15 protein-coding genes are annotated in these 22,435 nt (G+C 37.9%); all 15 read right to left on the bottom strand.

What is annotated here, in order from left to right:
• Positions 1-45: 45 nt before the first annotated feature.
• Positions 46-1,704, bottom strand: coding sequence for a dihydroxy-acid dehydratase (gene ilvD, locus L323_RS24270; protein WP_020814240.1), 1,659 nt, complete (start codon positions 1,702-1,704; stop codon positions 46-48).
• A gap of 247 nt (positions 1,705-1,951) precedes the next feature.
• Entirely contained in the window at positions 1,952-2,650 is a 699-nt protein-coding gene (locus L323_RS24275; protein WP_020814241.1) for a CvpA family protein, read from the bottom strand.
• Positions 2,651-2,671: 21 nt separating this feature from the next.
• Positions 2,672-3,868 carry a DUF5711 family protein gene (locus L323_RS24280; RefSeq protein ID WP_020814242.1) on the bottom strand — a complete coding sequence of 399 codons (1,197 nt, stop codon included), beginning with the start codon at positions 3,866-3,868 and terminating at the stop codon, positions 2,672-2,674.
• Between the two features lie 99 nt (positions 3,869-3,967).
• Positions 3,968-5,038, bottom strand: coding sequence for a YkvI family membrane protein (locus L323_RS24285; protein WP_020814243.1), 1,071 nt, complete (start codon positions 5,036-5,038; stop codon positions 3,968-3,970).
• A gap of 65 nt (positions 5,039-5,103) precedes the next feature.
• Positions 5,104-6,528, bottom strand: a complete 1,425-nt coding sequence (locus tag L323_RS24290) for a DUF4340 domain-containing protein (protein ID WP_020814244.1) — start codon at positions 6,526-6,528, stop codon at positions 5,104-5,106.
• A gap of 3 nt (positions 6,529-6,531) precedes the next feature.
• The gene (locus tag L323_RS24295) at positions 6,532-7,950 is read right to left on the bottom strand and encodes a GldG family protein (RefSeq protein WP_242835231.1); all 1,419 of its coding nucleotides are present in this window, start codon (positions 7,948-7,950) and stop codon (positions 6,532-6,534) included.
• A gap of 5 nt (positions 7,951-7,955) precedes the next feature.
• Positions 7,956-8,660 (bottom strand): ABC transporter permease, encoded by a 705-nt coding sequence (locus L323_RS24300; RefSeq protein WP_020814246.1) that lies wholly within the window; start codon positions 8,658-8,660, stop codon positions 7,956-7,958.
• Positions 8,661-8,662: 2 nt separating this feature from the next.
• A complete protein-coding gene (locus L323_RS24305; RefSeq protein WP_020814247.1) occupies positions 8,663-9,610 on the bottom strand; it encodes an ABC transporter ATP-binding protein in 948 nt (315 codons plus the stop codon).
• A 313-nt stretch (positions 9,611-9,923) separates the two neighbouring features.
• Positions 9,924-12,650: a calcium-translocating P-type ATPase, SERCA-type gene (locus L323_RS24310; RefSeq protein ID WP_020814248.1), complete on the bottom strand. Its 2,727-nt coding sequence runs from the start codon at positions 12,648-12,650 to the stop codon at positions 9,924-9,926.
• Positions 12,651-12,774: 124 nt separating this feature from the next.
• Positions 12,775-13,470, bottom strand: coding sequence for an MgtC/SapB family protein (locus tag L323_RS24315; RefSeq protein ID WP_020814249.1), 696 nt, complete (start codon positions 13,468-13,470; stop codon positions 12,775-12,777).
• Between the two features lie 142 nt (positions 13,471-13,612).
• Positions 13,613-14,299, bottom strand: a complete 687-nt coding sequence (gene spoIIR / locus L323_RS24320) for a stage II sporulation protein R (RefSeq protein WP_020814250.1) — start codon at positions 14,297-14,299, stop codon at positions 13,613-13,615.
• 235 nt (positions 14,300-14,534) lie between these two features.
• Positions 14,535-16,139 (bottom strand): CTP synthase, encoded by a 1,605-nt coding sequence (locus L323_RS24325; protein WP_020814251.1) that lies wholly within the window; start codon positions 16,137-16,139, stop codon positions 14,535-14,537.
• A 176-nt stretch (positions 16,140-16,315) separates the two neighbouring features.
• On the bottom strand, positions 16,316-17,782 hold the full coding sequence (locus L323_RS24330; RefSeq protein WP_020814252.1) for a S41 family peptidase: 1,467 nt from the start codon (positions 17,780-17,782) through the stop codon (positions 16,316-16,318).
• Positions 17,783-17,808: 26 nt separating this feature from the next.
• Positions 17,809-19,329 carry an S-layer homology domain-containing protein gene (locus tag L323_RS0120470; protein ID WP_242835232.1) on the bottom strand — a complete coding sequence of 507 codons (1,521 nt, stop codon included), beginning with the start codon at positions 19,327-19,329 and terminating at the stop codon, positions 17,809-17,811.
• Between the two features lie 119 nt (positions 19,330-19,448).
• Positions 19,449-22,172, bottom strand: a complete 2,724-nt coding sequence (locus L323_RS24335) for an S-layer homology domain-containing protein (RefSeq protein WP_020814253.1) — start codon at positions 22,170-22,172, stop codon at positions 19,449-19,451.
• Between the last annotated feature and the right edge of the window lie 263 nt (positions 22,173-22,435).

Raw genomic sequence — 22,435 nt, forward strand, 5'->3', positions numbered from 1 at the left:
CACACATCACTCTCCCCTTTTATTTCATAATTGATTTTAATATTGTTATTTGAGTACTGCCCCTGTACTTGCAGATGTAACCAGTCTGGCATATCTGCCAAGATATCCTGTGGTTATCTTAGGCTGCGGAGCCTTCCATGACTCTTTACGCTTTGCCATCTCTTTATCAGATACCTGAATGTTCATACGGCCTGCAGGTATATCAATGTCCACTATATCACCTTCCCTAACAAGTGCTATGGGGCCACCTTCCATTGCCTCCGGTGATACATGTCCGATTGAAGCTCCTCTGGATGCACCGGAGAACCTACCGTCTGTGATAAGTGCAACGTCACTGTCCAATCCCATTCCCGCAATTGCGGACGTAGGTCCCAGCATTTCTCTCATACCGGGGCCGCCCTTTGGGCCTTCATAGCGGATTATTACAACGTCCCCTTTGTTTATTTGTCCGTTATATATAGCCGTAATTGCGTCGTCCTCGCTGTCAAATACTCTTGCAGGTCCTGTATGAACCAACATTGCTTCAGCTACAGCCGATTTTTTGACAACCGCTCCGTCAGGTGCAATATTGCCTCTTAGTACGGCTATTCCCCCGGTAGTACTGTATGGTGCATCTATGCTTTTTACTATTTCATGATCCTTTACTTTTGCATTCTGAATATTTTCTCTTACTGTTTTACCTGTGGCAGTTATCAAGTCCAGATGAAGTAGATCTTTTTTAGCCAGCTCGTTCATCACAGCCTGAACACCGCCTGCATTGTATAAATCCTGTATATGGTATTTCCCTGCAGGAGCTAATTTGCACAGATTCGGTGTCCTAGAGCTGATTTCGTTGATAATATCCAGATTAATCTCTATTCCTATTTCATTTGCAATAGCAGGAAGATGAAGTACTGAGTTTGTTGAACAGCCAAGGGCCATATCCACTGTTAATGCATTTTCAAAAGCTTCATTTGTGAGTATGTCGGAAGGCTTAATGTCTTTTTCAACCAGTTCCATGATTTTCATCCCTGCATACTTTGCCAGTCTTATACGTTCTGCATATACAGCAGGTATAGTTCCGTTTCCGGTAAGTCCCATTCCCAGCACTTCTGTAAGGCAGTTCATGGAGTTTGCCGTAAACATTCCAGAGCATGAACCGCACCCGGGACATGCATGGTTTTCAATCTCATCCACTTCTTCCTTTGTCATTGTACCTGCTTTATATGAACCAACAGCTTCAAACATACTGTTAAGATCAAGCTGCTTTCCGTCCCTGTTAAGGGAAATCATCGGTCCACCGCTAATAACTATAGCCGGGATATTTACTCTTGCTGCAGCCATCAGCATTCCGGGTACAATCTTATCACAGTTGGGGATGAAAACCATTCCGTCAAAGCTGTGTGCCTTTCCCATTGCCTCGCATGAGTCAGCGATTAGTTCTCTGGTTGCAAGTGAGTATTTCATTCCTGTATGTCCCATGGCTATACCATCGCATACGCCTATTGCACCAAATTCTATCGGTGTTCCGCCAGCCATTCTGATTCCGGCTTTTACCGCTTCTGTTATTTTATCCAGATGTATATGTCCCGGTATTATTTCACTTTTTGAGTTTGCAACTCCTATTAGCGGCCTTTCCAGTTCTTCGTCTGTATAGCCCATAGCCTTGAATAGTGATCTATGGGGTGCTTTTTCTATGCCTTTTTTTACTACATCGCTTCTCATATCAAAGCCTCCTCTTCTCTGCAGCAATCCTATATTTTTATTAAATCCTGAATATTATTACTTAATATGCATAAATATACAAAAAACAGCCGGAAAAATTCCAAGACTGCGTATTAGCTATATTATAAATTGTAAGAAACTGTTTTTTAAGGTAACATCATTCTACTATTTAAATGGAAGTGTGTCTATAAGATGGCGTGGATTAGATAAAAAACATTAACTAGAATAGTGTATTAAATAAAAAACATTAATTCTGATCAATATGATCCGGTGATATCCAGCTAACAATGAAATTATTTTCATAAAAATGACCGGCAAACAAAGATTTTTCTATTTCGTCTATAGATGAACTGAATTTAGGGAATGCACTGAACAGTACAAGAACTGCACAGATTATATAAACCGCAAGTATTCCCTCTACCGCACCCAGCACTATTCCTCCCGTTTTATCAAGCTGACGGAATACAGGTACTCTGGCGATAGTTTTTATTATAACCTTTGCAAATACAAGCCCGAACCTTATAAGAGCGTATATTATTATTAAACTTAATACATTCATTACAAGTGAAGCTATTTCAGAACCAACAGCATTTATTATACCTGAAAAGTCAAGTATATTACTTTTTTGTATGTGTTCTAAAATGGAATCTTTTAAAAAGCCCGGCAGTTTCAATCCCTCAACTACTGACTGGGCCGCAGTCTCCTTGGCGTTGGATATGGCTTGTCCCTGTTGCTTCATCAACCCTCTTATTACTGACATTTTTACACTGTCGAATATGACTGTCTTCTGAAGTATCCCTGAAAGCACAGGATAAAATTTGACTGCAAAAATAACAGACAGAATGTATGACAATAGTCTGAATACTGAATAAAGAAAACCATTTTTCAATCCAATAAAAGTAAATATGGCTATAATGATCAAGACTGTGAAATCTGCCCAGTTCATACTGTTTCCTTCCTTAGTATATTAAGTCTTACTGTCATCTATCTTTACGGTTTCTATTGAACCTCCTGAAACTATAATGACCTCGTTATCCCCTACAAGGTAAGCATCCTTCAATTCATTTCGTGCAGAGTACTGTCCCAGTTTTTTACCTTTTATACTGTACAGATAAACACTTCTCTGAGTACGAAGTAATAGCCTGCCCCCATAGATATCCATTCCGATTATATTCTCCGGTTGCTCGAAGCTGTATAGAGTATTCCCCTTTTTGTCCAAAACAACAATCTGTTGTCCCGCAGTTCCACCTTCACTTGCAAATTTGCCCGCAACAACTATGTACTTTTCAATCTTCGGCACAACACAGAAAATGGATTCAGCGCTTTTTCTCCAAACTTCCTTCCCCTGCTTGTCCAAATAAAGAATTACATTTTGTCCAACCGCTACTACATTTTCACCTTGCTCAAACACTAAGGGAATAATCGTATCCGCGATGTATACTGATGCAAAAGGCTTTTCGTCATATATGTTGTTGAATTCCAGTATGGTTCCGGTTTTAACACTATCTGTAGTTAATTTGTTTATAAATACGTCATCACCGTCATGAATAGATTTTGCAGATACTACAATATCCTCCGCACATAGTTTTGTATACTTCTCCAAACCATTTATATCTATAACCTGAACAGCAGATTTAAATTCCTTTGACTGTGTAACAACCGTACAATAACCATCATCACTGACATCTAAGTTAATTATCTGATTATCAAGCTTTTTTGACCAAAGCTGCTTTTTGCCCTTGTAAAAGAATATGTCCCTGCCTGATATATCAGCTACTACCATATATTTCTCTGAACTACGCAGTACCGGTCTTGCTAACGTCAGTGCATTTTCTTGAAGAAGTTTGCCTTTCCGGTCATACCACTTGATACCGTCTTGAGATAGTATTACTGTATAATTGGCATACAATTTACAATCAACGCTTCCATCCTGAGAGAATGTAATCTCAGTTGACGATGTATTTTTGTTATTTGATTTTTCTTTCAGGAAGGTTACCGCATCTTTTACACTCATTGTTGAAAAGTCGTAGCCTGAGCTTTTTAAATAAACAATAAAAGCAGTTACAGAAATGGCAGCTAAAAGTAATAGAAATGATATTACACTGACAATACCCGATTTTTTAAATTTTACGACGTTGGACTCAGGGTTTGGATTAGTGTTCAAATATATTTCACCTCGTACTTCATCTTTAGTTATAAGCTTATAACTAAATTTTAGCACATCAATAGGATTTTATCCAGTTTCCCTTTTTCAAAAAGCAAATTAGCCTCTCGAATATCTATTTGTAATTATCCCCCTTAAATATTGAAATATTATTACGAATATCAGAAACAATCCTAAATAGCCAAAAACAGGGTACAATGTGGATATAAGATTGGAAAATCCAAGAGAAGTCAAAGGTATTGTTATCACACATAGTATTACCGCTACCAGTTTGTAATTAAGCTTCATTTTTTTGCTTATCCTGTCTGCAAGACAATATCCCGATGTGACTGTTGATATGAACATTGCCAGTATTAAAACTCCGCTGTATATTTGCGATAATACCTTACTATTGTTTTGTATTATTCCTAATACCGGTATTTCCGAAGTAATTGAGTGAGGATAGAAAAAGTAAAGGGCGGAATTAAGAATTAATGCAGTGATTCCCAACATTCCTCCCCCTAACACGCCTCCCCATGCACTGACTTTTTTTGACTTCAGGTATGGTAGCATACCTGTCAGAAGTACCGTTGACAGTATTGTGTTGTAGCTGACATATAGTATAGCTGAAAATACCCAGTTGTTTGTTATAACACTGAATTTATTAGATATATTGAATACGGATGTATCCTTGGATACAAGTATATAGCAGCCTACAAACACTATTCCTGCAATAAGCACCGGAGATATAAATGAGCTTAGCACCACAATCCCATTTATATTGGTTAAAATCGCAATCAGGCACACCGCAATCCCTATAATTACACAAACTCTGTAATCAAGACCGGTAATATCCATGAGAATGTTACCCAGTCCGGCGGTCATTACACTCATAATACAGGCCATAAATAACATTACGATGAATTCCATTATCCTTCCCAAAAAATAGCCCATCATAGGAAATAGAAATTCATCGTAGCTTCTTATTCTTTCAGTATAAACTTTGCTCAGTACTATATATCCTATTATCGAAAAGAGTCCTCCTGCAAGAATTATGCCAAGAAAGCCTCCTTTATAATAAATTGAAAAGAACTGTATAATTTCCTGACCTGATGCAAATCCTGCACCTATTATTGTTGCCATATATAAAAATGCAACTTTGAGTATATTAGAAAATTCTCCTTTTATCAAAAAAAGCAACCCCCAACATAGATTTTTATATAATTCTATGTGGGAGTTGCCTGGCAAATTACATTTTATTTTACTTTATCTATGGCCTCTTCAAGCTTTTTTAAAGTGTCCCTTACTCCTTCTGCTTCATTAAACTTGTTTTTAAGAACCAATCTGTTTGTATAGACGCCATCTTTTACTGCATAATAATAGTTATTGTCCTTAGGGATAAAGTCAACAGTTACTACTTTATTATCCGATTTCATGTAGTATTTAATAGTAATCTCCGGCGTTCCTTGCGGTTTAAGATCAGCCTGATACTTGTTAAAGGTTATACCTATCATTGCCTGATAAAAAGCTTTGAAAAGTGATTTGTCATTGCTGTCCTTCATATTAGCATCTTTACCATCAACCTTGAACTTGTCCTCTTCCTTCTTGCCTTCAACAGTTTTTATTTCAGAAACTGTTGTTTTACCATCAATACTTAATTCCACCTTGTTAACATCGTTTATGTTTGGTATATAAACAAACGGACTTATTACATCCTTTAAACCAACATCAAGGAATGTTAATTTTGAAACATCTACAGTGAATACAATGTTTGCATCAGGGAACTTCGCATATAGAATATTCCCTTCGGAAGATGAACTACTTGCTTCCGCTCCAGCTCCAGCCTTATCACCCAACAGCACTGTCTTAGTAGTAGTATTATTACCATAAGTAACTTCATATGCAGGTTTATCAAGACCATACTTAGCAAGATCTGAGGGTTTTTCTTCAACAATATCTTTAATTTCCAGCTGTACAACTGTCTGTACCAACTGACTGATCTTTGTTGTATCTGCTTCTTCCGCTATAGGAGCTACTATTTTCATATCGGACTCAGATTCAATATTTATAGAATACTGCATCTTTGTGTCTTTTTTGTATTCGAATTTCTTTATTGAAGTTGCTTCTACGGGAAGTATTTGTTTTGATGCAAAATGTCCTCTGCTTACTTTTATCATATCTTCATAATATCCGCCTACAGTATATATCTTTGGTTGGCCTTTTACTTTAACGTAAACGTCTTCTCCTGTAGGCGATTTATCTCCAACTTCAAGTTCTTTTGAACTTCCGTCAGATAACACCACTTTAACCACAGACGGTTTATCAAGCCCAAAATCTGATAAACGATCAGAATTTTCAGCAACAACCTTGTTTGCCTCCACATCAGCCAGACTGCTTACAGTATTGTCTACTGTGTTTTTATCCAATGCCAGTTCAAATGCGGGGTCCATTACCCAAGTATCGCCTTTCTTTTTTATGGAAAACTCACCTTGGGGGCTTGAATACTCGATTGAACTGATCTTTTGCGAATCAATTTCCATTACCTTTATGGATTTGGCAGTCTCGGTAGTTTGACTGGCTGGATCGGTAGTTCCGGATTTTTTGTTATTAATGAAAAAATACGCTCCTACCAGAAGTCCCAGAACTACAACCAATATAATTGCATTTCTATATAACTTCATATTTTACAAGTGCCTCCTTCTGGACCAAACAAACAAACCGCAACCAAGAATCAGCAGTGGAACCACACCAATTAGTACAATAGAAAGAACCTTAGTCTGGCTTTCTGTTACTGGTAATGCCTTGGTTGTAACCACCTTGCTGGAAATAGTCTGCTCGTCGGTTTTATCTTGCATCCAGTTTACTACTGTAGTAAGGAAATAGTTTGTTCCGTACTGGAAGTAAGTTCCATACTGACTTGCTAAAGCTTTGTCACTAAGGAATTTACTATTACCGAATACCAATACTTTACTTCCTCCGCTTATCTCAGCAGCTACAGCTAAGTTAAACGGTCCCTTGTTTATTTTTCCGCCAACTATGTTCGTAGACTCAGCCTTATTTGTCGTTGTGATAAGTTGAGTATTTGTCAACCAGTCCTTTTGATTCTTTAAAATACTGATACTTCTTGAATCAGGCATAAATACAGGATAATTTGCACCTGAGAATGCCTTGTTTATATCATTTTCTTCCAAACCGGCGATAAGTGCATAATCGTCGTTCGGCAAGTGCTTGTCTGAATCATTTTCCTTAACCTTATCATAATTGATTCCTATGTTAAAGTAATTTAGTGAATCTTCAAAGTTAGTTAACTTATCACTTGATTCTAAAGAGTCAAACAGGAAAATAACCTTCCCGTTCTTTTTAACGTATGCATCAAGCTTTATTTTTTCCTCGTCAGTCAAATCCTTTTGAGGAGAAACAAATATCAACAGATGGCAATCATCGGGAACACTTTTCTCTGTAAGCAATGAAAGACTCTTTACTTCAAGGTTATTACTTTGTAATATCTTTGAAACCTGAGTAAGATCTTCCTTCAATGAAAGTTCATTATGTCCTTCAACAAAATATGCAACAGGAGTTACATCAGAAGCAACAAACTTGATAGCTCCTGTTATCAGAGGCTCTGCACTGTAAGTTCTTCCGTACTGTTGATCGGACTGCCCGTAAAGGTCCTGTGCCTCCAATCTTCTTACCTTATTGCCTGATTTTACAACGAAATCGCCCTTTGTAAGTCCCAGTGTCTTTTGGGGGTCAAGGGATGTTATTGTTCCCGGATCTTTATCAGGGTCAACGTATTTAACCTTTACACCCAAACCCTTATATTCATTAACAAGATTTGTAATTTCTCTGTATTCCGAACCACCTGGAATAGTAGCATTATCAAATAAACCGTATATTGTAACATCTTTTTTGATTTTCTTTACAATGTCCTTACTTTGGTCACTTAAGCTGTATAATTTTTCAGCAGTCAAATCCATTCTGAAATTACCCATTCCAACAAGCAGGTTTACAACAATTGCTATTGCAACAACAACAACAATTAGAACTATGGAATTTGTCCCATATTTAAGAGACCTTTTATTCATAAATTTCAATTTCCCCACTTTTATCACCCCTTACTCCAACGTCTTTTTTCTATTATCCTGATTGTAATAAATACAAATATAGCCGAAAAACTCAGGTAGTACACAATTGGTGCAAGAGAAAGAATTCCGGCATAGAAATCTTCTGTTCTTGAAAACAGAGAGAACCAGTTTAATACTTTAGCTGTTACTCCACCAAGTGCCGGAGCTATTCCCTGAAGCAGCCACATAAGTACCAAACCAACTACACTTACTATTGCAGCGATTATCTGGCTTTCGGTTAATGATGAAGCAAATAAACCAAATGCAAGGAATGAAGCACCTAAAAGTATAAATCCTATATATCCGCCGATAATTTCAGACATTGCAGGTTCTCCGAGAACTGCAAGAATTATGGGATATATAAACGTAATAGCTGTCATTATCAAAAAAACACTAAGAGCTGCAAGATATTTACCAACTACAATATTTGTCAAGCTGGTAGGCGATGTAATAAGCATTACTTCCGTGCCGCTCTTTCTTTCGTCTGCCAATATCTTCATTGTGAGTATGGGTATTATAATTATCAGTATTATAGACATATAGTTTAGGTTAAAACTAAAGTCTGCTGTCTGTGATACAAGGTTTATATAAAATAATATTGAAGAAACCAAAACAAACATGCCCATCATTACATAAGCCGTAGCCGAAGTAAAATATGATTTGAATTCTTTTTTGAATATAGAAAACATGATTATATAACCTCCTTTTCCTGTGTGGTAATCTGCAGGAATATGTCTTCAAGAGTAAGATCAAGTGATTTCAACTCTATAATAGGATATCCTGCCTTAGCCATAGCAAAGAAAAGAGGACGCCTTACGTCAATTTCCTTGTCGGATTCGATGATGTATTCAACAACATCCTTATCCTTTTCTAAATGGGGTTCTACATATTTGATTCCGTAAATTCCCTGAATAAATCCAATGATTGAACTCTTAGGCCCAGCGATTGTAGCAGAAAGCTTGCTGACAGTACCCATTCCCTTTGAAAGGTTTTCAGGAGTATCTACCGCTGCTATTTTACCCTTGTTGATGATTACAACTCTTTCACAAACAGCACTAACTTCAGGCAGAATATGTGAACTCAGTATTATGGTATGCTGCTTTCCAAGAGCCTTTATCAGCTTTCTGATTTCTATTATCTGCTTTGGGTCGAGACCAACTGTAGGTTCGTCAAGAATAAGCACCTCGGGACTGCCCATAAGTGCCTGAGCCAAGCCAACTCTTTGCTTGTATCCTTTTGAAAGATTTTTTATCAATCTGCCTCTAACGTCTGTTAGCTTAACCAATTCCATAATATCAGCCATCTGGCTCTTCTTCTGTCTTTTGCTTACATTTTTTAAATCTGCAGCAAAGCTCAGATATTCCGATACTGTCATATCCATATACAATGGTGGCAGTTCAGGCAAATAGCCTATTCTTCTTTTTACTTCCGCAGGACTTTCCATAATATCAAAACCGTTAACTTTCACAGTTCCTTCTGTTGAAGGTATAAACCCGGTAATGATATTCATGGTAGTTGATTTTCCGGCACCGTTAGGCCCTAGGAAACCAAGTACTTCACCTTTCTCAACTGTAAAACTTATATCGTCTACAGCCTTTATCTGACCATAACTTTTGGTCAAATTCTGAATTTCAATCATTTTTTTCCCCCCTAAATTGTTTCCGTGCATTATAACACTTTTTTAGGCATGTTTTTTGTATGACACACATGTTATATTATCCACAATTTTTTTTAATAAACTATGAACTAAATGTAACATTTAGTATCTGCTAAATTATATAGTTTTTTTCAGTTCATTTCAAGCTATTATATATTAGAAAGGGTTGGAACTCCTTTTATTCACGGTTTTTTTACAAAATATGTTATGGTAAATACATCCGTATATGCAAAAAAGGATATATTAAATTGAGCAGCACCCATTTAATATATCCTTCGTTATTATTTAACTACTGTCAGCAATATCTGTTTTTTCTGTTTATCCCGATAAGACTCGACAGAACAGGCCCCATAAGTGAAAAGCCTGCAATAAGCATCCACTCGTTCAGTCTAAGAGGAACTGTTTCAAATATACCTTGAAGCGAAGGTATATACACAACTGCGAGTATCATGGCAAGGGAGCATAAAATAGCCAGTACCAAAGGGATATTGTTAAAAAGATCTATTTCAAAAATATTTTTCGTTTCAGATTTACATTCAAATACATGGACCAGCTGGGTAAGTACCAGTGTCATAAATGCCGCCGTACGAGCAAGCTCTACTACACCTACATAATACATGACGGTTACAAATACTCCCAGAGTGCTTAGTCCTATAAATATCCCTCTGGCTATTATCAATTTCATCAAACCATGGGAGAATATATTATCATGTGCGCCTCTTGGTCGGCGAAACATTATATCATTTTCTGGCGGGTCCAGACCAAGAGCAATGGCAGGCAATCCATCCGTAACAAGATTTACCCATAAAATCTGTATGGGCATGAGGGGTATTGGCAACCACAGCAACATTCCCAAAAACATGGTTAATACTTCTCCAAGGTTACATGCAAGCATATACCTGATAAATTTTCTTATATTATTATAGATTACACGGCCTTCTTCCACTGCTGCAACTATTGTAGCAAAATTATCATCAAGGAGTATCATTGAGGAGGCTTCCTTGGTTACATCCGTTCCGGTTATACCCATAGATACACCTATATCAGCCTCTTTTACCGCAGGCGCATCGTTAACTCCATCTCCTGTCATAGCAACTATATGTCCTGTCTTTTTTAAGGCCCTTACAATCATTAGTTTATGCTTTGGAGATACTCTTGCATAAACAGATACGGAATCTACCAATTTTTCAAGCTGAGCTTCGGTCATACCGTCAAGTTCCTGACCTGTTAGAACCTGATCACCTAGTGAATATATATTTAATTCCTTTGCTATGGCAGTAGCTGTAAGCTTGTGGTCTCCAGTTATCATAACAGGTTTAATTCCTGCCAATCTGCATTTACGGACTGCTTCAACGGCTTCCTTTCTAGGGGGATCAATCATTCCCATTAGGCCAACAAAAATTAGTTCATTTTCAATATTTGTTTTACCCGGATTATATTTACCTGTCTCAAGTTTTCTGTATGCCACCCCTATAACTCTCAGGGCATCATTTGCCATTGTATCATTAAGTTTTATTATTGACCTTCTGGTCAATTCATCCATTTTGATAACACCCCGTGAAGATAGTATTCTGCTGCATTTATCAATAATCACGTCAGGTGCTCCCTTTGTAAAAACAAGCAGCTCTCCGCTGTTATTCTTGCATATGATGGACATACATTTTCTTTCGGAGTCAAAAGGTATCTCATCAATACGTTTATACGACCTGTTCAAGTAGCTTTCATTTATTCCGGCCTTTGCAGCAGCTATAGTCAAGGCTATTTCAGTTGGATCACCTGAAATCTTGAAGCTTTCCTGCTTGGAAAAAATCGATTTTATTTTTCCAACCGTCGTATGCTCCGGAACAGGATGTGAAATTACTGAGTTATTGCATAGTGCGCCTATCTCAAGGGCCAGTCTCATTCCGTCAACCCTTGCAGGATCAGTAGGCTTGTTATCAATTAGAAAATTACCCTCCAGATTATAGCCATTGCCTGTTATGTCAAGCTGGTAACCCGATGCGTACATTTTTCTTACTGTCATTTTGTTTTCGGTAAGGGTTCCTGTTTTATCGGAACAGATAACACTGGCACAGCCAAGAGTTTCCACCGCAGGCAGCTTGCGTATCAACGCGTTTCTTTTTAGCATTCTCTGAACACCCAGAGCCAAAGATATTGTTACTATTGCGGGTAATCCTTCGGGAACTGCTGCAACTGCCAGACTTATTCCTGACAATAACATATTGAACAGCTTCTCGCCCCTCATTATTCCAGTAACTGATACTATTGCACATATAATCAGACATCCTACTGCTATAAATCTGCCCAAATGCCCCAAACGCTTTTGCAGAGGAGTTTCGTCATCCTCTATATTCTGAATCATATCAGCTATGCTGCCCATTTCGGTTTTCATACCTGTGGCATAGACTACTGCTTTAGCCCTTCCGCCGGTTACGACTGTCCCCATATATACCGAAGATTTCTTATCAAAGGGGTCCATTAATGCATCTGTGTTCTTTAACCGGTGTTTTTCTACAGGTAGTGATTCACCAGTCAGAAGAGATTCGTCTATGGTAAGGCTGTTACATTCTAGTATGGCCGCATCAGCTGCCACCCGGTCCCCCGCTTCAAGCACAAGAACATCTCCCGGAACTATATCCTCTGCAGGTATACTTGCCTGCTGCTCATTTCTGATGACCTTTGCATAGGGTGCCGCAAGAGATTTTAACGCCTCCATGGTTCTCTCGGTCCTGTACTCCTGTACAAATCCCATTATGGCATTTACTACGATTATTGCTATTATTGTGATTGCTTCTGTCATCTCACCCATAAAGCCCGAAATAACAGTTGAAATCATAAGGATTATAACCATTAAATCAGTAAACTGCTCAAATAGAATTTTAATCGGGGAAATTTTTTTTCTTTCCGACAAAAGATTGGGTCCGTGTTTTTCAAGTTTGTGTCTTGCCTCCTTATCAGTAAGGCCCTTTGATAAAAGGTTGTCGGGGTTTGTAAAATTAAGCATGGATTCAGTTACACTCATCTTGTCACCTTTGAAAATCACCTTTCTTGTATTCTACGAATATGTCTATTCGATGGATTACAAAAATAGTACAAGATTTTACTTGTTGTCCATACTGATATTATGTTTATTTATATAGTATATTCTAGACTTCCTCGTAAACCCGCCTTACTGACCCGTTACATAGGATAGCTTCTATAATCTCTGCAACTGAAACCTGCATACTGGGGTCTAAAGTAAACCTGAGAATCATTTCCCCATCTCTTTCACTGCTTATGAAATCCGTCTTTTTTAGCTGCCCCCCCATTTCACGAATAATCCCTGACAGCTCGTTCACTTCCCCTTTTTTAATTTGGGTGTGTACATACAATCGTATACTTTTTTTCACAGTCATTCTGTTTTGTGTCTTTTTTACCACACCGAGTGTAAGAAAAATAAATGCAGTGGCAATAAAAGCCCCTCCATAGAAACCTATTCCTACTGCAATTCCTACACAGGAAACGGCCCAAAGACTTGCTGCTGTAGTCAGACCCTTTACACTTATTCCTTCTTTTATTATTGTTCCGGCTCCAAGAAAACCGATTCCGCTTATTACCTGCGCTCCAAGCCTTGCCGGATCAGTATTTACATGGGAGGAAAAGTGATAATAGATATATTCAGAAGTTATCATAACCAAAGCTGAACCGACGCAAACCAATATATGGGTTCTGAATCCGGCGGGCCTATGTACATGCTCTCTTTCAGATCCTATAATCCCCCCAAGCAGACAGGATAATGCCAGCCTTACAATCATTGACAAATAAAATTCAGAGTTAGTGTTAAACCAGTTTATAATCCACATAAATTACCGCCATTTCTATGTTATAGATTTTAATATTTTAATTAAATTATATCAGTACTTATTAAAATTAGAATAATTAATTCTTTAAAATAAAAAAGCTATGCAGCAAACAACACTACATAGCTTTTTAGCACAGGAGGATTTAATTAAACATTTTATTTATTACTCCGGACAATTTTACTTTAGAACCTTCAAGAAACTCAACCAGCTTAAATTTAATTTTTACTGGTATTTCTTCATCAGACGTGGTAATGAGTTTGTACTCCTCAGCTGATAATGAAGTTTTAAGATCCTTCTTAACTGAATCGGGAATAGTTCCGTGTGTTGCATCAATAAAGCAAAGAGGCGGGAAAAGCACACACCACCAGTTTGCTCCGGTCCCTTCGCCGATAACCACTCTTAATGCTTGATACTCTCCCGCCGGAAGAGCTATATCTCCATAAGTCTTTGTTGGAAAAGTATAGTTTCCTAACGAAGCCTTGACTGAATAATTGCTTTTATTCTTTTTAATTACGTCTTTTGATATATTTTCAATATTTAATAAATTTTCATTTATTATCTTTTTTGTCTGATCAATATTTTGTGAAGCTGAAAGTTTATCCTTCATATAATCGATAATTGCATCTCGTACCTTGAGCTTTAGTGCCTGGTCTGATGCTGAATCACTGTTTGCTATTACATGAAGCCTTACAAGATTCTCTGACAGTCCTGCATTTACATCCTCAGCATATGTGTAAGATAGCATCCACAAAGAAAGTACTATCAAAATCGCTACTGTAATGCACACCCTTAATATATTAGTTCTTTTTAGTGACAAACCCTTATTCATACGATTCCCCTCCATATCCCCAATGTGCCTTTTTTATCTGGCACTAACAGAAATTTTAAAATTACTAAAATTATGTCCGTTGTTCATAATAATAGTAAAAAAGTATCTATAAATAATTGTTGTCAAATATAAGGTTAATTATACAAGAAATGAAAATAATGCTTTCATAAAAATAAAAAAGGCTGCTGACCGTGAATATTTCATTCCACGTGCAGCAACCCTTCTCTATCTGTATTTATTTATTTTTATATTCATATGCAGCTCTTATGAAGTCTTTAAACAGTGGATGAGGCTTGTTTGGCCTTGACTTGAACTCAGGATGGAACTGAACTCCGATAAACCACGGATGTTCTTTGATTTCAATAGTCTCAACAAGTTTTCCGCTTGGTGATAGACCCGAAAGTGTCATACCACTCTTTATAAATGTGTCGCGATATTCATTATTGAACTCATATCTGTGTCTATGTCTTTCATAGATAAGCTCATCTTCATAAATACTCTTTATCATTGTGTTTTCAATAATTTTACATGGATAAACACCAAGTCTCATTGTTCCGCCCATTTCATCTATATCACGCTGTTCAGGCATAAGGTCGATTACAGGGTATGGTGTTTCTCCGAATTCAGAGCTGTTTGCATCATGCAGACCTGCAACATTTCTTGCAAATTCTACAACAGCCATCTGCATTCCAAGACAAATACCGAAGAAAGGTATTTTGTTTTCTCTTGCATAAGTGATAGCCTTTATCTTTCCTTCTATTCCTCTGTCACCGAATCCTCCGGGAACAAGGATTCCATCTACTCCCTGAAGGAATGTGTTTATATCCCCGTTTTCTATCTCTTCGGAGTTGACCCATCTTATGTCAACTTCAACGTCATTGCCGATACCACCATGACGGAGTGACTCAGCTACGCTTAAATATGCATCATGAAGCTCAACATATTTACCAACCAAACCTATAGTAACGGAACTCTTTGGATTTTTCTGTCTTCTCACCATTTCTTCCCATTCCGTGAGATTTGGTTCTTTACATTCAAGTCCAAGCCTCTTACATACTATCTTGGCAAGTCCTTCTTTTTCCAGCATTAAAGGTACTTCGTAAAGAATCTCTGCATCAAGATTCTGTACAACCGCACCTTCAGGAACATTACAGAAGAGACTTAGCTTGTCCTTCATATCTTGGGACAAATACTTTTCAGTTCTGCACACTATTACATCAGGCTGTATTCCGATACTTCTCAATTCCTTGACACTGTGCTGTGTAGGTTTGGTTTTGAGTTCTCCTGATTTTCCCAAATATGGAACCAATGTAACGTGTATATACATTACATTTTCTCTTCCAACCTCTGTAGCTACTTGTCTGATTGATTCAAGGAAAGGCAGACTTTCGATATCACCCACTGTTCCTCCTATTTCGGTAATAACGACATCTGTTCTCTCAGATTTTCCAACCCTGTAAATTCTATCTTTTATTTCATTTGTTATGTGTGGGATTACTTGAACCGTACCTCCGAGAAAATCACCTTTTCTCTCTTTGCTGATAACTGACCAGTAGATTTTCCCTGTTGTAACATTACTGTTTTTGCTGAGATTTTCGTCGATAAACCTTTCATAATGACCTAAGTCAAGGTCTGTTTCCGCTCCATCTTCAGTTACAAAAACCTCTCCATGCTGATAAGGGCTCATAGTTCCGGGATCAACATTTATATACGGGTCGAACTTTTGAATAGTGACGTGTACTCCTCTTGCTTTTAGAAGCCTTCCTAATGATGCTGCCGTTATTCCTTTGCCTAAGCCGGAAACTACACCACCAGTTACGAAGATATACTTTACTGACATTGTTTTGCTCCTCTCGATATGTTCACATAATTACAATATATAGAAATGCATTGTTTAATTAATTGTTAAGAATAAGACAATACTTATCCATCTTACTCATACTTTTAATATTTTATATTTTGGCAAAACAAAGGTCAATATATTTATTTGAATTGCTTAATTTTTTCAATTAATAATTATTTTAATAATTCAGAAACAGCTCTGGAATATACGGCATCCTGTTTCTGCTTAATCTCACTCATCTTAGTGTTCAGAAGCCTTTGAGTCGTAAAGTCAAGAATACCGGAACTGCTGAGCTTATTACTTTTCTGGAATTTCTTTATAGCCTCCACAGATTTTGCATCAAGTATATAGTCCGGTGTGCCTATATTATATTTCAGAAGCTTCAATGCACATTCCGCATTTAATACATCGTAATAATGGGTTCCTAGTGATGGCTTGACTGTTAAAGACATAGGTTCCAGCAGATTAACACGTATTCCTGATAGTGTTAAGTCCTTTACTTGTATATCAGGCTCAATTCCCTTTAAGTCAATGCAATTGCCGTTTGGAGTATAATACAGACCTATTGTCATTTTTGCCCATCCTGACAAATCAGTCGTATATGAATTGAAGTCATAGGCATTTGCAGACTTTTTGTCACTACCGTCATTAAATTTATCATATGCATCGTCTGACAGAATTGGCAGGGATTCCTGAACCTTTGCCTTTCCAAAGGTTTTGCATCCTATTACAACACCGGCCTTTGTATCCTTTATTGCCCCTGTCAGTATTTCCGCAGCACTGGCTGTGTTTTCATTTACCAGCACGGCAAGTTTATATTTTATCTTCTCCAACTCAGAATAAAACTTTTTATCTTCCATGGATGAATCTTTATAGTCAAGGGTAGTTATTATGCCTTTTGGTACAAAGTTTTGGGCTACAGCTATGGCCTGGTCAAGATATCCTCCCGGATTATTACGTAAATCCAGAACAACCGATGTAATTTTTTTGCTGTCAAAATAGCCTAATGCTTCCGATACGCCTTTTGAAGTATTCTGGCTGAATGAATCTATAAGAATATATCCTATGTTTCCCCTTATTTCATAATGTACACTTGGCAAGTCAACCTGCGCCCTGGACATTTCAAGAGTTATCATATTCTTTGTTCCCTGTCTCATTAAGCCCAGTTTGACTTTGGTTCCGGCTGTACCCTTTATTTTTGAAACAACCTCATTCAGTTCCTTTCCCTGAACCGATTCACCGTTAACCTGTACTATCCTGTCTCCCGAAAGTACACCCGCCTTCTTGGCAGGAGAATTTGCAAAAACCTTGTTAATTATCAGATTCTTGTCAATTAGTTCAATCGAAATACCTACTCCTTCAACTGCTCCTTCAAGGGAACCATAGAATTCCTCGAATTCCTCGGGAGTATAGTATGCGGAATACTGGTCCAGGGTATCGAACATACCCTTCAATGCTCCCTGCAAAAGCTCATCATCTGTGATATTTCCGTTGTATTTCTGCTTTATCAGGTCTATAACGCTTTGCAGATATTCTCCATCTGTAGATTTGCTGTCTGCTGCAAAGACTGCTGAAGTAAATACTGTCATTGATATGGATATTGCAAGGAATATTCCCGTAATCCGCTTTAGTTTGTTCATTTTTCAAAGTCCTCCAAACAGGTTTCTTATTTATAACTGATAATACGTTCCATATATTCTTCACGTATTCCGCTGTTCATATAGTCAATATATGCCTTCATAATTCTGGACGCATTTGCCTTTGTTATTTTAGCCGTAGGGTAAATGTATCCCTTGCTGTCCTCTTGAATCAAGCCTATCTTCTCGGCAACATACATTGGGGCCCTTGCATACCCGGGTATCTTGTCGTTGTCCTTGAAGCTTGTAACAGGTGACGGGTTGGGGGCAAGCCCTTTCAATCCCAGTGAATTGATAATTATTGTTACTGCTTCTGCCAAGGTTATTTTTGCATCCGGCCTGAAGTTGCCTCCTGTTGATACCATTCCTCTGTTTGCAGCATCATTTATACTTAAAAAATATTTATTCTTTTCAGGAACATCCTTAAAAAGCAATACCACAGGGGTTTTCTTTCTGCTGGAGCTTGTAGTTTTTGTTGTCTTAGGCTTGAAAACCGGGTCAAGAGGTACCTCAGGTGCAATCTTTGTGAAAGCATCAATAAACTCGCCTCTGCTCATATATTCCTGAGGATTAAAGCTGTCTATATCCTTATATGCTTCAAGGCCAAACATTATAGCCATGCTCTCCTCGGCAGGATGACCTTTTATCTTTTTGAGATTTGGTGCAACCAGTGGATCGTTAAATGGAAAGCTCTCAAGTTTAAGGCTTTTTGTATATGTTACGGTTTTACTTGTAGGTGCTCCGCTTTTATCAAGCTCTTTGAGGTTTGCTGTATATTTTAAAACGTTTTCGTTATACTGTGTCTTATAGTAGCCACCTTCGAAACTGATTTGTTCAGGCTGATTTTCATAGTATTTCAGCTGTTTTGTTGTAGTAGTTGATATGTCTATGTTTGCATTTCCCAAAACTATTGAAGACTGACCTGCTTTACGGCTGGTAATAGTCTGCTTTATGGTCTGGGTTTCAGCAGTACTCCAGTATTCGTCATATCCCACTGTATTACAGGTGGAATCCACCACAATTATATCTGCACTGTTGCTGGTTCCTACATGGTAGGTTTTCTTGCCTATGAGAGTACCTGCAAAATAGCTTACTGCAGGCTGATAGTCATTTGTTATGGCCTTTGATATCATATAATCGTTAGGATTACTTTTTGATATAAAATAACTCGTTCCATTGAGCTTTAGTGTTTCAGAAGCACTTGTCAGCTTTGTTGTCTCTGTTTTCTGTCCGTTTGCTCTGGGAGTTATTGTGGTTGTCATTACTATGTTCCTGACCAGAGAATTATTGTTTGCGTTAGGTACATTATAATCATATGTTGTTGTAAGTGTCTGAACACCTGTCTTTGAATCAGTTTTAAGCGCCTTTTTTATAGTCATTGTTCCGGTAAGAACTATGGGAGCTCCTTTAAGGAAAAATGGCTCCTGATACTGATAACTGATTTTGCTTGTTGTTGATGTTACTGTAACATTGGGATTTTCCCCGGAGGAAATACCTCCTTCGTAGCCGCTGTCTCCACGGAGTGCATAAGCAGTTCCGGGAGCCGCCATGCCTATTGTCAAGGCAGCTGATAAAACAAATCCTGCTAGTTTTTGTTAATATGCTGTATTTGTTATTTCTTTGGTAAAGTATGTTCCGCAATTTATGTACCCTCCACTCTCTATTCCTGTTATTCAACTATAATAATGTAAGCATCTCCTGTAACTGCATTATCCTTCTTGAGTATCCTCAATGAATCTCCCTTTTTAAGGTCGCTGGGATTAATCTTTTTGTTGTTTCTGAGTATCAGTGAATTTTTGAGTATGTTAAAATTACTGTCTCCCATAGTTACCCAAAGGTGTGCTGAGGTATTGTAATATCTGCAATTTTTCAAAAGAATCGATTGAGGTTCCTGTACTACGGAACCATCTTCGGCCAAAGTTCCTCCTGCAGTACTGTTCACTGTACCCTGTATATTAAAGTTGCCGAATGGTGCCGTACTTATTTCTACAGCGTCCGTGCCGTCACTCAGTATATAAACCGTCCTGCCCTTAAAGGTATCTTGGGTATTTTCAGCGGTAAAGTTCCCCTGTCCTACTATTCCGTCTGTATCCGTAATACGTGTATTGGAGGACAGGCTGAAGGTCATTGGTGTATTTGCATAATCCCAGTTTGTACCGTTAAGTTTTGAATAGGATTCCAGTGTCACCGTCTTGTATTCGTCTATGCTGCTGATTCTGCCTCTGTATAGCTGAACAGCCTCTGTTCCCGGTCTCTGTTCTATTGAAACCACTCCTGCAACTATAGTACTGTTGCTGCCGGAATTGTCTCTGTTTGCCATTACATAAACATAATCGTCTGTGGAAACACTGCTTCCCTGAACAAGTCGACCATCTTTAACAACAATCGTTCCCGGGTTATATGTAACATTTACTAAATTCTTTTCAAGTACAAATCTGTTTGTTCCTGTTATGTAAACCATATCATCATAAGGTACTTCCTTTTCTGTACTGTCTGTAAAAGAAGCTACAGCGGCAAGCTCGTCATTCCCGTAGTCCTTTTCACTGGCAATATAAACAGTGTTGTCTTTTAACAGTGTAAGATCCTTCAGGGATTTTTTTTGTCCGTCAAAATACGCCGTAAATCCGTTTCCGAGCTCTATTACCTTTGAGCCGTTAGTTTCCTTTATCCACTTTCCATTTCTGAAAGTCCATGGATCATTCAGGTATATTGTATTTGATATGCTATTGTAGTTGTCAAAGGTTCCCTTATATACATTTGATACAAGCTTATCGCCGCCTTCTACCATGATTTCCTTTAACACTGTCAGATTAGGGGCTTCGTTTATAAGAAGCTTTACAGTGTCACCGTCTTTAATCTGACTGTATTTTACAAGCTTACCGTCCTTGATTACATTCGCGCGGTCAATATTATAGGCCTTCTGTTGCTTTTTATCAAATTCTACTATTATTGAACTGAGCTTTTTTGAAATAATCTTTCCGTATCTTACTGTATAATTTGCAACACTGCTTACGGAGGTAACCAGATTGTTTGAATCAACCCTTATAAAGACAGTATCTCCCGCTTCAATATCATCAAGCTGAGCCTCTTCATGACTTTTATAAACCTTAATATCATTTGGGTCTGCGTAGTTATATGTCTTTAGTTTTGAAAGTGCAAGAGGAGTTTTTCCTGTACCATCTTCATTGTACAAAGTGATATATCCCAGTTGAGGGTTGTTTTCCTCAACTATCCCGGCATATAAGCCTTTTTCAACTTCTTCCGGCGTAACTTCATTCTTTGCCAGAACACGGACATACCTGACTATCTGGTCTTCCGTCCCTGCTATGTACTGTATTCTGTCTCCTGTTTTCAAGTCAGTAGAACTTGTTATCTTCCCATTTTTGAATACAGGGAGTTCAGAATTATATGAAGCAGACACAGAGCCTGTTAATTCATTAGTATTTGAGACGGGCTTTCTGTTACTTTTGGATACGGTGATTTCATCCAGAAGACCGTCGGAATTTCTTATAGTAATTGTAGTGTAGGCAGTGGTGCTTCCGTTGGAATTATCCTTTCCCGACTGAATACCTTGTACAGTTGCATTTCTTTGTTCAAGGCTTCTAAGAGGTAATATAACATCTTCAGCATTTTTAAGGATTGCCGCTGCCTGCTGACGTGTTACCAGTCCTGCCGGAAGGAATTTGCCCGAGCCGTTTCCGTTCATGATTTTTGCCCGCAGTACGGCCTCCAGATAAGGTACGTTTTCAGGCTTGCAGCTTTTCCAGTCGGAAAAGTTATTTAGCAACTCCTGTTGCTGTGGTTCTGGCGGTATCATTAATGCTTTTGCAATCCAGGTTGCAAACTCTTGTCTTTGAACCGGTGCACTTCTCTTAAAGTCTGACGCGCCCAGAGTCTTCTGGTTTGTCTGCATTGCATCAGCCAGCTCTGTTTCTGATATAAGTCCGTCATTTGCCGCCAGTTGCAAGCTTCCGTCAAAAAGTACGTCCTGAGGGTTGGTTTTCTTTACAGTTCTTTCGCTGTTAAGTGCCTGTCCCTGCTCATCTATCTCACGGACTCTGTTTGCAGCGGTATATATTAAATAAAGGGCCATTTCTTTTGAAATATAACCTTTGGGGTTAAATTTTTTACTTCCGGGTGTTATGTAAATTCCCAATGCCCCGTTTTGAAATATTGAATTTTTTGAATTATTGTCAAGGCCTGCTATATCGGTATATTTAAGATTATTTATAATGGCCTGTCCCGTTGAAACTGCATTAAAAGAATTTATAACCTTCTCATTTACAGCACCCACAGCAAAGGTCTGAGCAATAAGAGTCATACTCAGTATTGTTGCAGCCGCCTTTGAAATGAGTTTTTCTCCCTTTTTATTTTTCAGCTTGAATAGATTCATTTTTCTGACTCCTGTTTTCCAAGTAAGTTATATTATTCATATTAATTATATCGGGTTTTTACCATATTTTTTTATTAAAGTTTTATTACAACTATAATCTGGCATAATATTTTAAAAGATAGCACTATAGTACTATTTTTATGGTACCGATATAAATATGTAAAACTATGTTTGACATGCTGATTTTGTGGTAAAATTTAGCATATATATTGTCTAAGTGGCTTTTAATGTTACCTAAAATATCTTTCATCCCAAAATTATTA

The organism is Ruminiclostridium papyrosolvens C7 (assembly GCF_000421965.1).
In the GTDB taxonomy this organism is placed as follows: Bacteria; Bacillota; Clostridia; order Acetivibrionales; family DSM-1351; genus Ruminiclostridium; species Ruminiclostridium papyrosolvens_A.

What these genes read in the sequence shown, in the direction of transcription:
- L323_RS24330 (WP_020814252.1), bottom strand. Translation starts at nt 17,782, where the DNA reads ATGAACAAACTAAAGCGGATTACGGGAATATTCCTTGCAATATCCATA.
- spoIIR (WP_020814250.1), bottom strand. Translation starts at nt 14,299, where the DNA reads ATGAATAAGGGTTTGTCACTAAAAAGAACTAATATATTAAGGGTGTGC.
- L323_RS24335 (WP_020814253.1), bottom strand. Translation starts at nt 22,172, where the DNA reads ATGAATCTATTCAAGCTGAAAAATAAAAAGGGAGAAAAACTCATTTCA.
- L323_RS24305 (WP_020814247.1), bottom strand. Translation starts at nt 9,610, where the DNA reads ATGATTGAAATTCAGAATTTGACCAAAAGTTATGGTCAGATAAAGGCT.
- L323_RS0120470 (WP_242835232.1), bottom strand. Translation starts at nt 19,329, where the DNA reads ATGGCGGCTCCCGGAACTGCTTATGCACTCCGTGGAGACAGCGGCTAC.
- L323_RS24310 (WP_020814248.1), bottom strand. Translation starts at nt 12,650, where the DNA reads ATGAGTGTAACTGAATCCATGCTTAATTTTACAAACCCCGACAACCTT.
- L323_RS24325 (WP_020814251.1), bottom strand. Translation starts at nt 16,139, where the DNA reads ATGTCAGTAAAGTATATCTTCGTAACTGGTGGTGTAGTTTCCGGCTTA.
- L323_RS24290 (WP_020814244.1), bottom strand. Translation starts at nt 6,528, where the DNA reads ATGAAGTTATATAGAAATGCAATTATATTGGTTGTAGTTCTGGGACTT.
- L323_RS24300 (WP_020814246.1), bottom strand. Translation starts at nt 8,660, where the DNA reads ATGTTTTCTATATTCAAAAAAGAATTCAAATCATATTTTACTTCGGCT.
- L323_RS24275 (WP_020814241.1), bottom strand. Translation starts at nt 2,650, where the DNA reads ATGAACTGGGCAGATTTCACAGTCTTGATCATTATAGCCATATTTACT.
- ilvD (WP_020814240.1), bottom strand. Translation starts at nt 1,704, where the DNA reads ATGAGAAGCGATGTAGTAAAAAAAGGCATAGAAAAAGCACCCCATAGA.
- L323_RS24315 (WP_020814249.1), bottom strand. Translation starts at nt 13,470, where the DNA reads ATGTGGATTATAAACTGGTTTAACACTAACTCTGAATTTTATTTGTCA.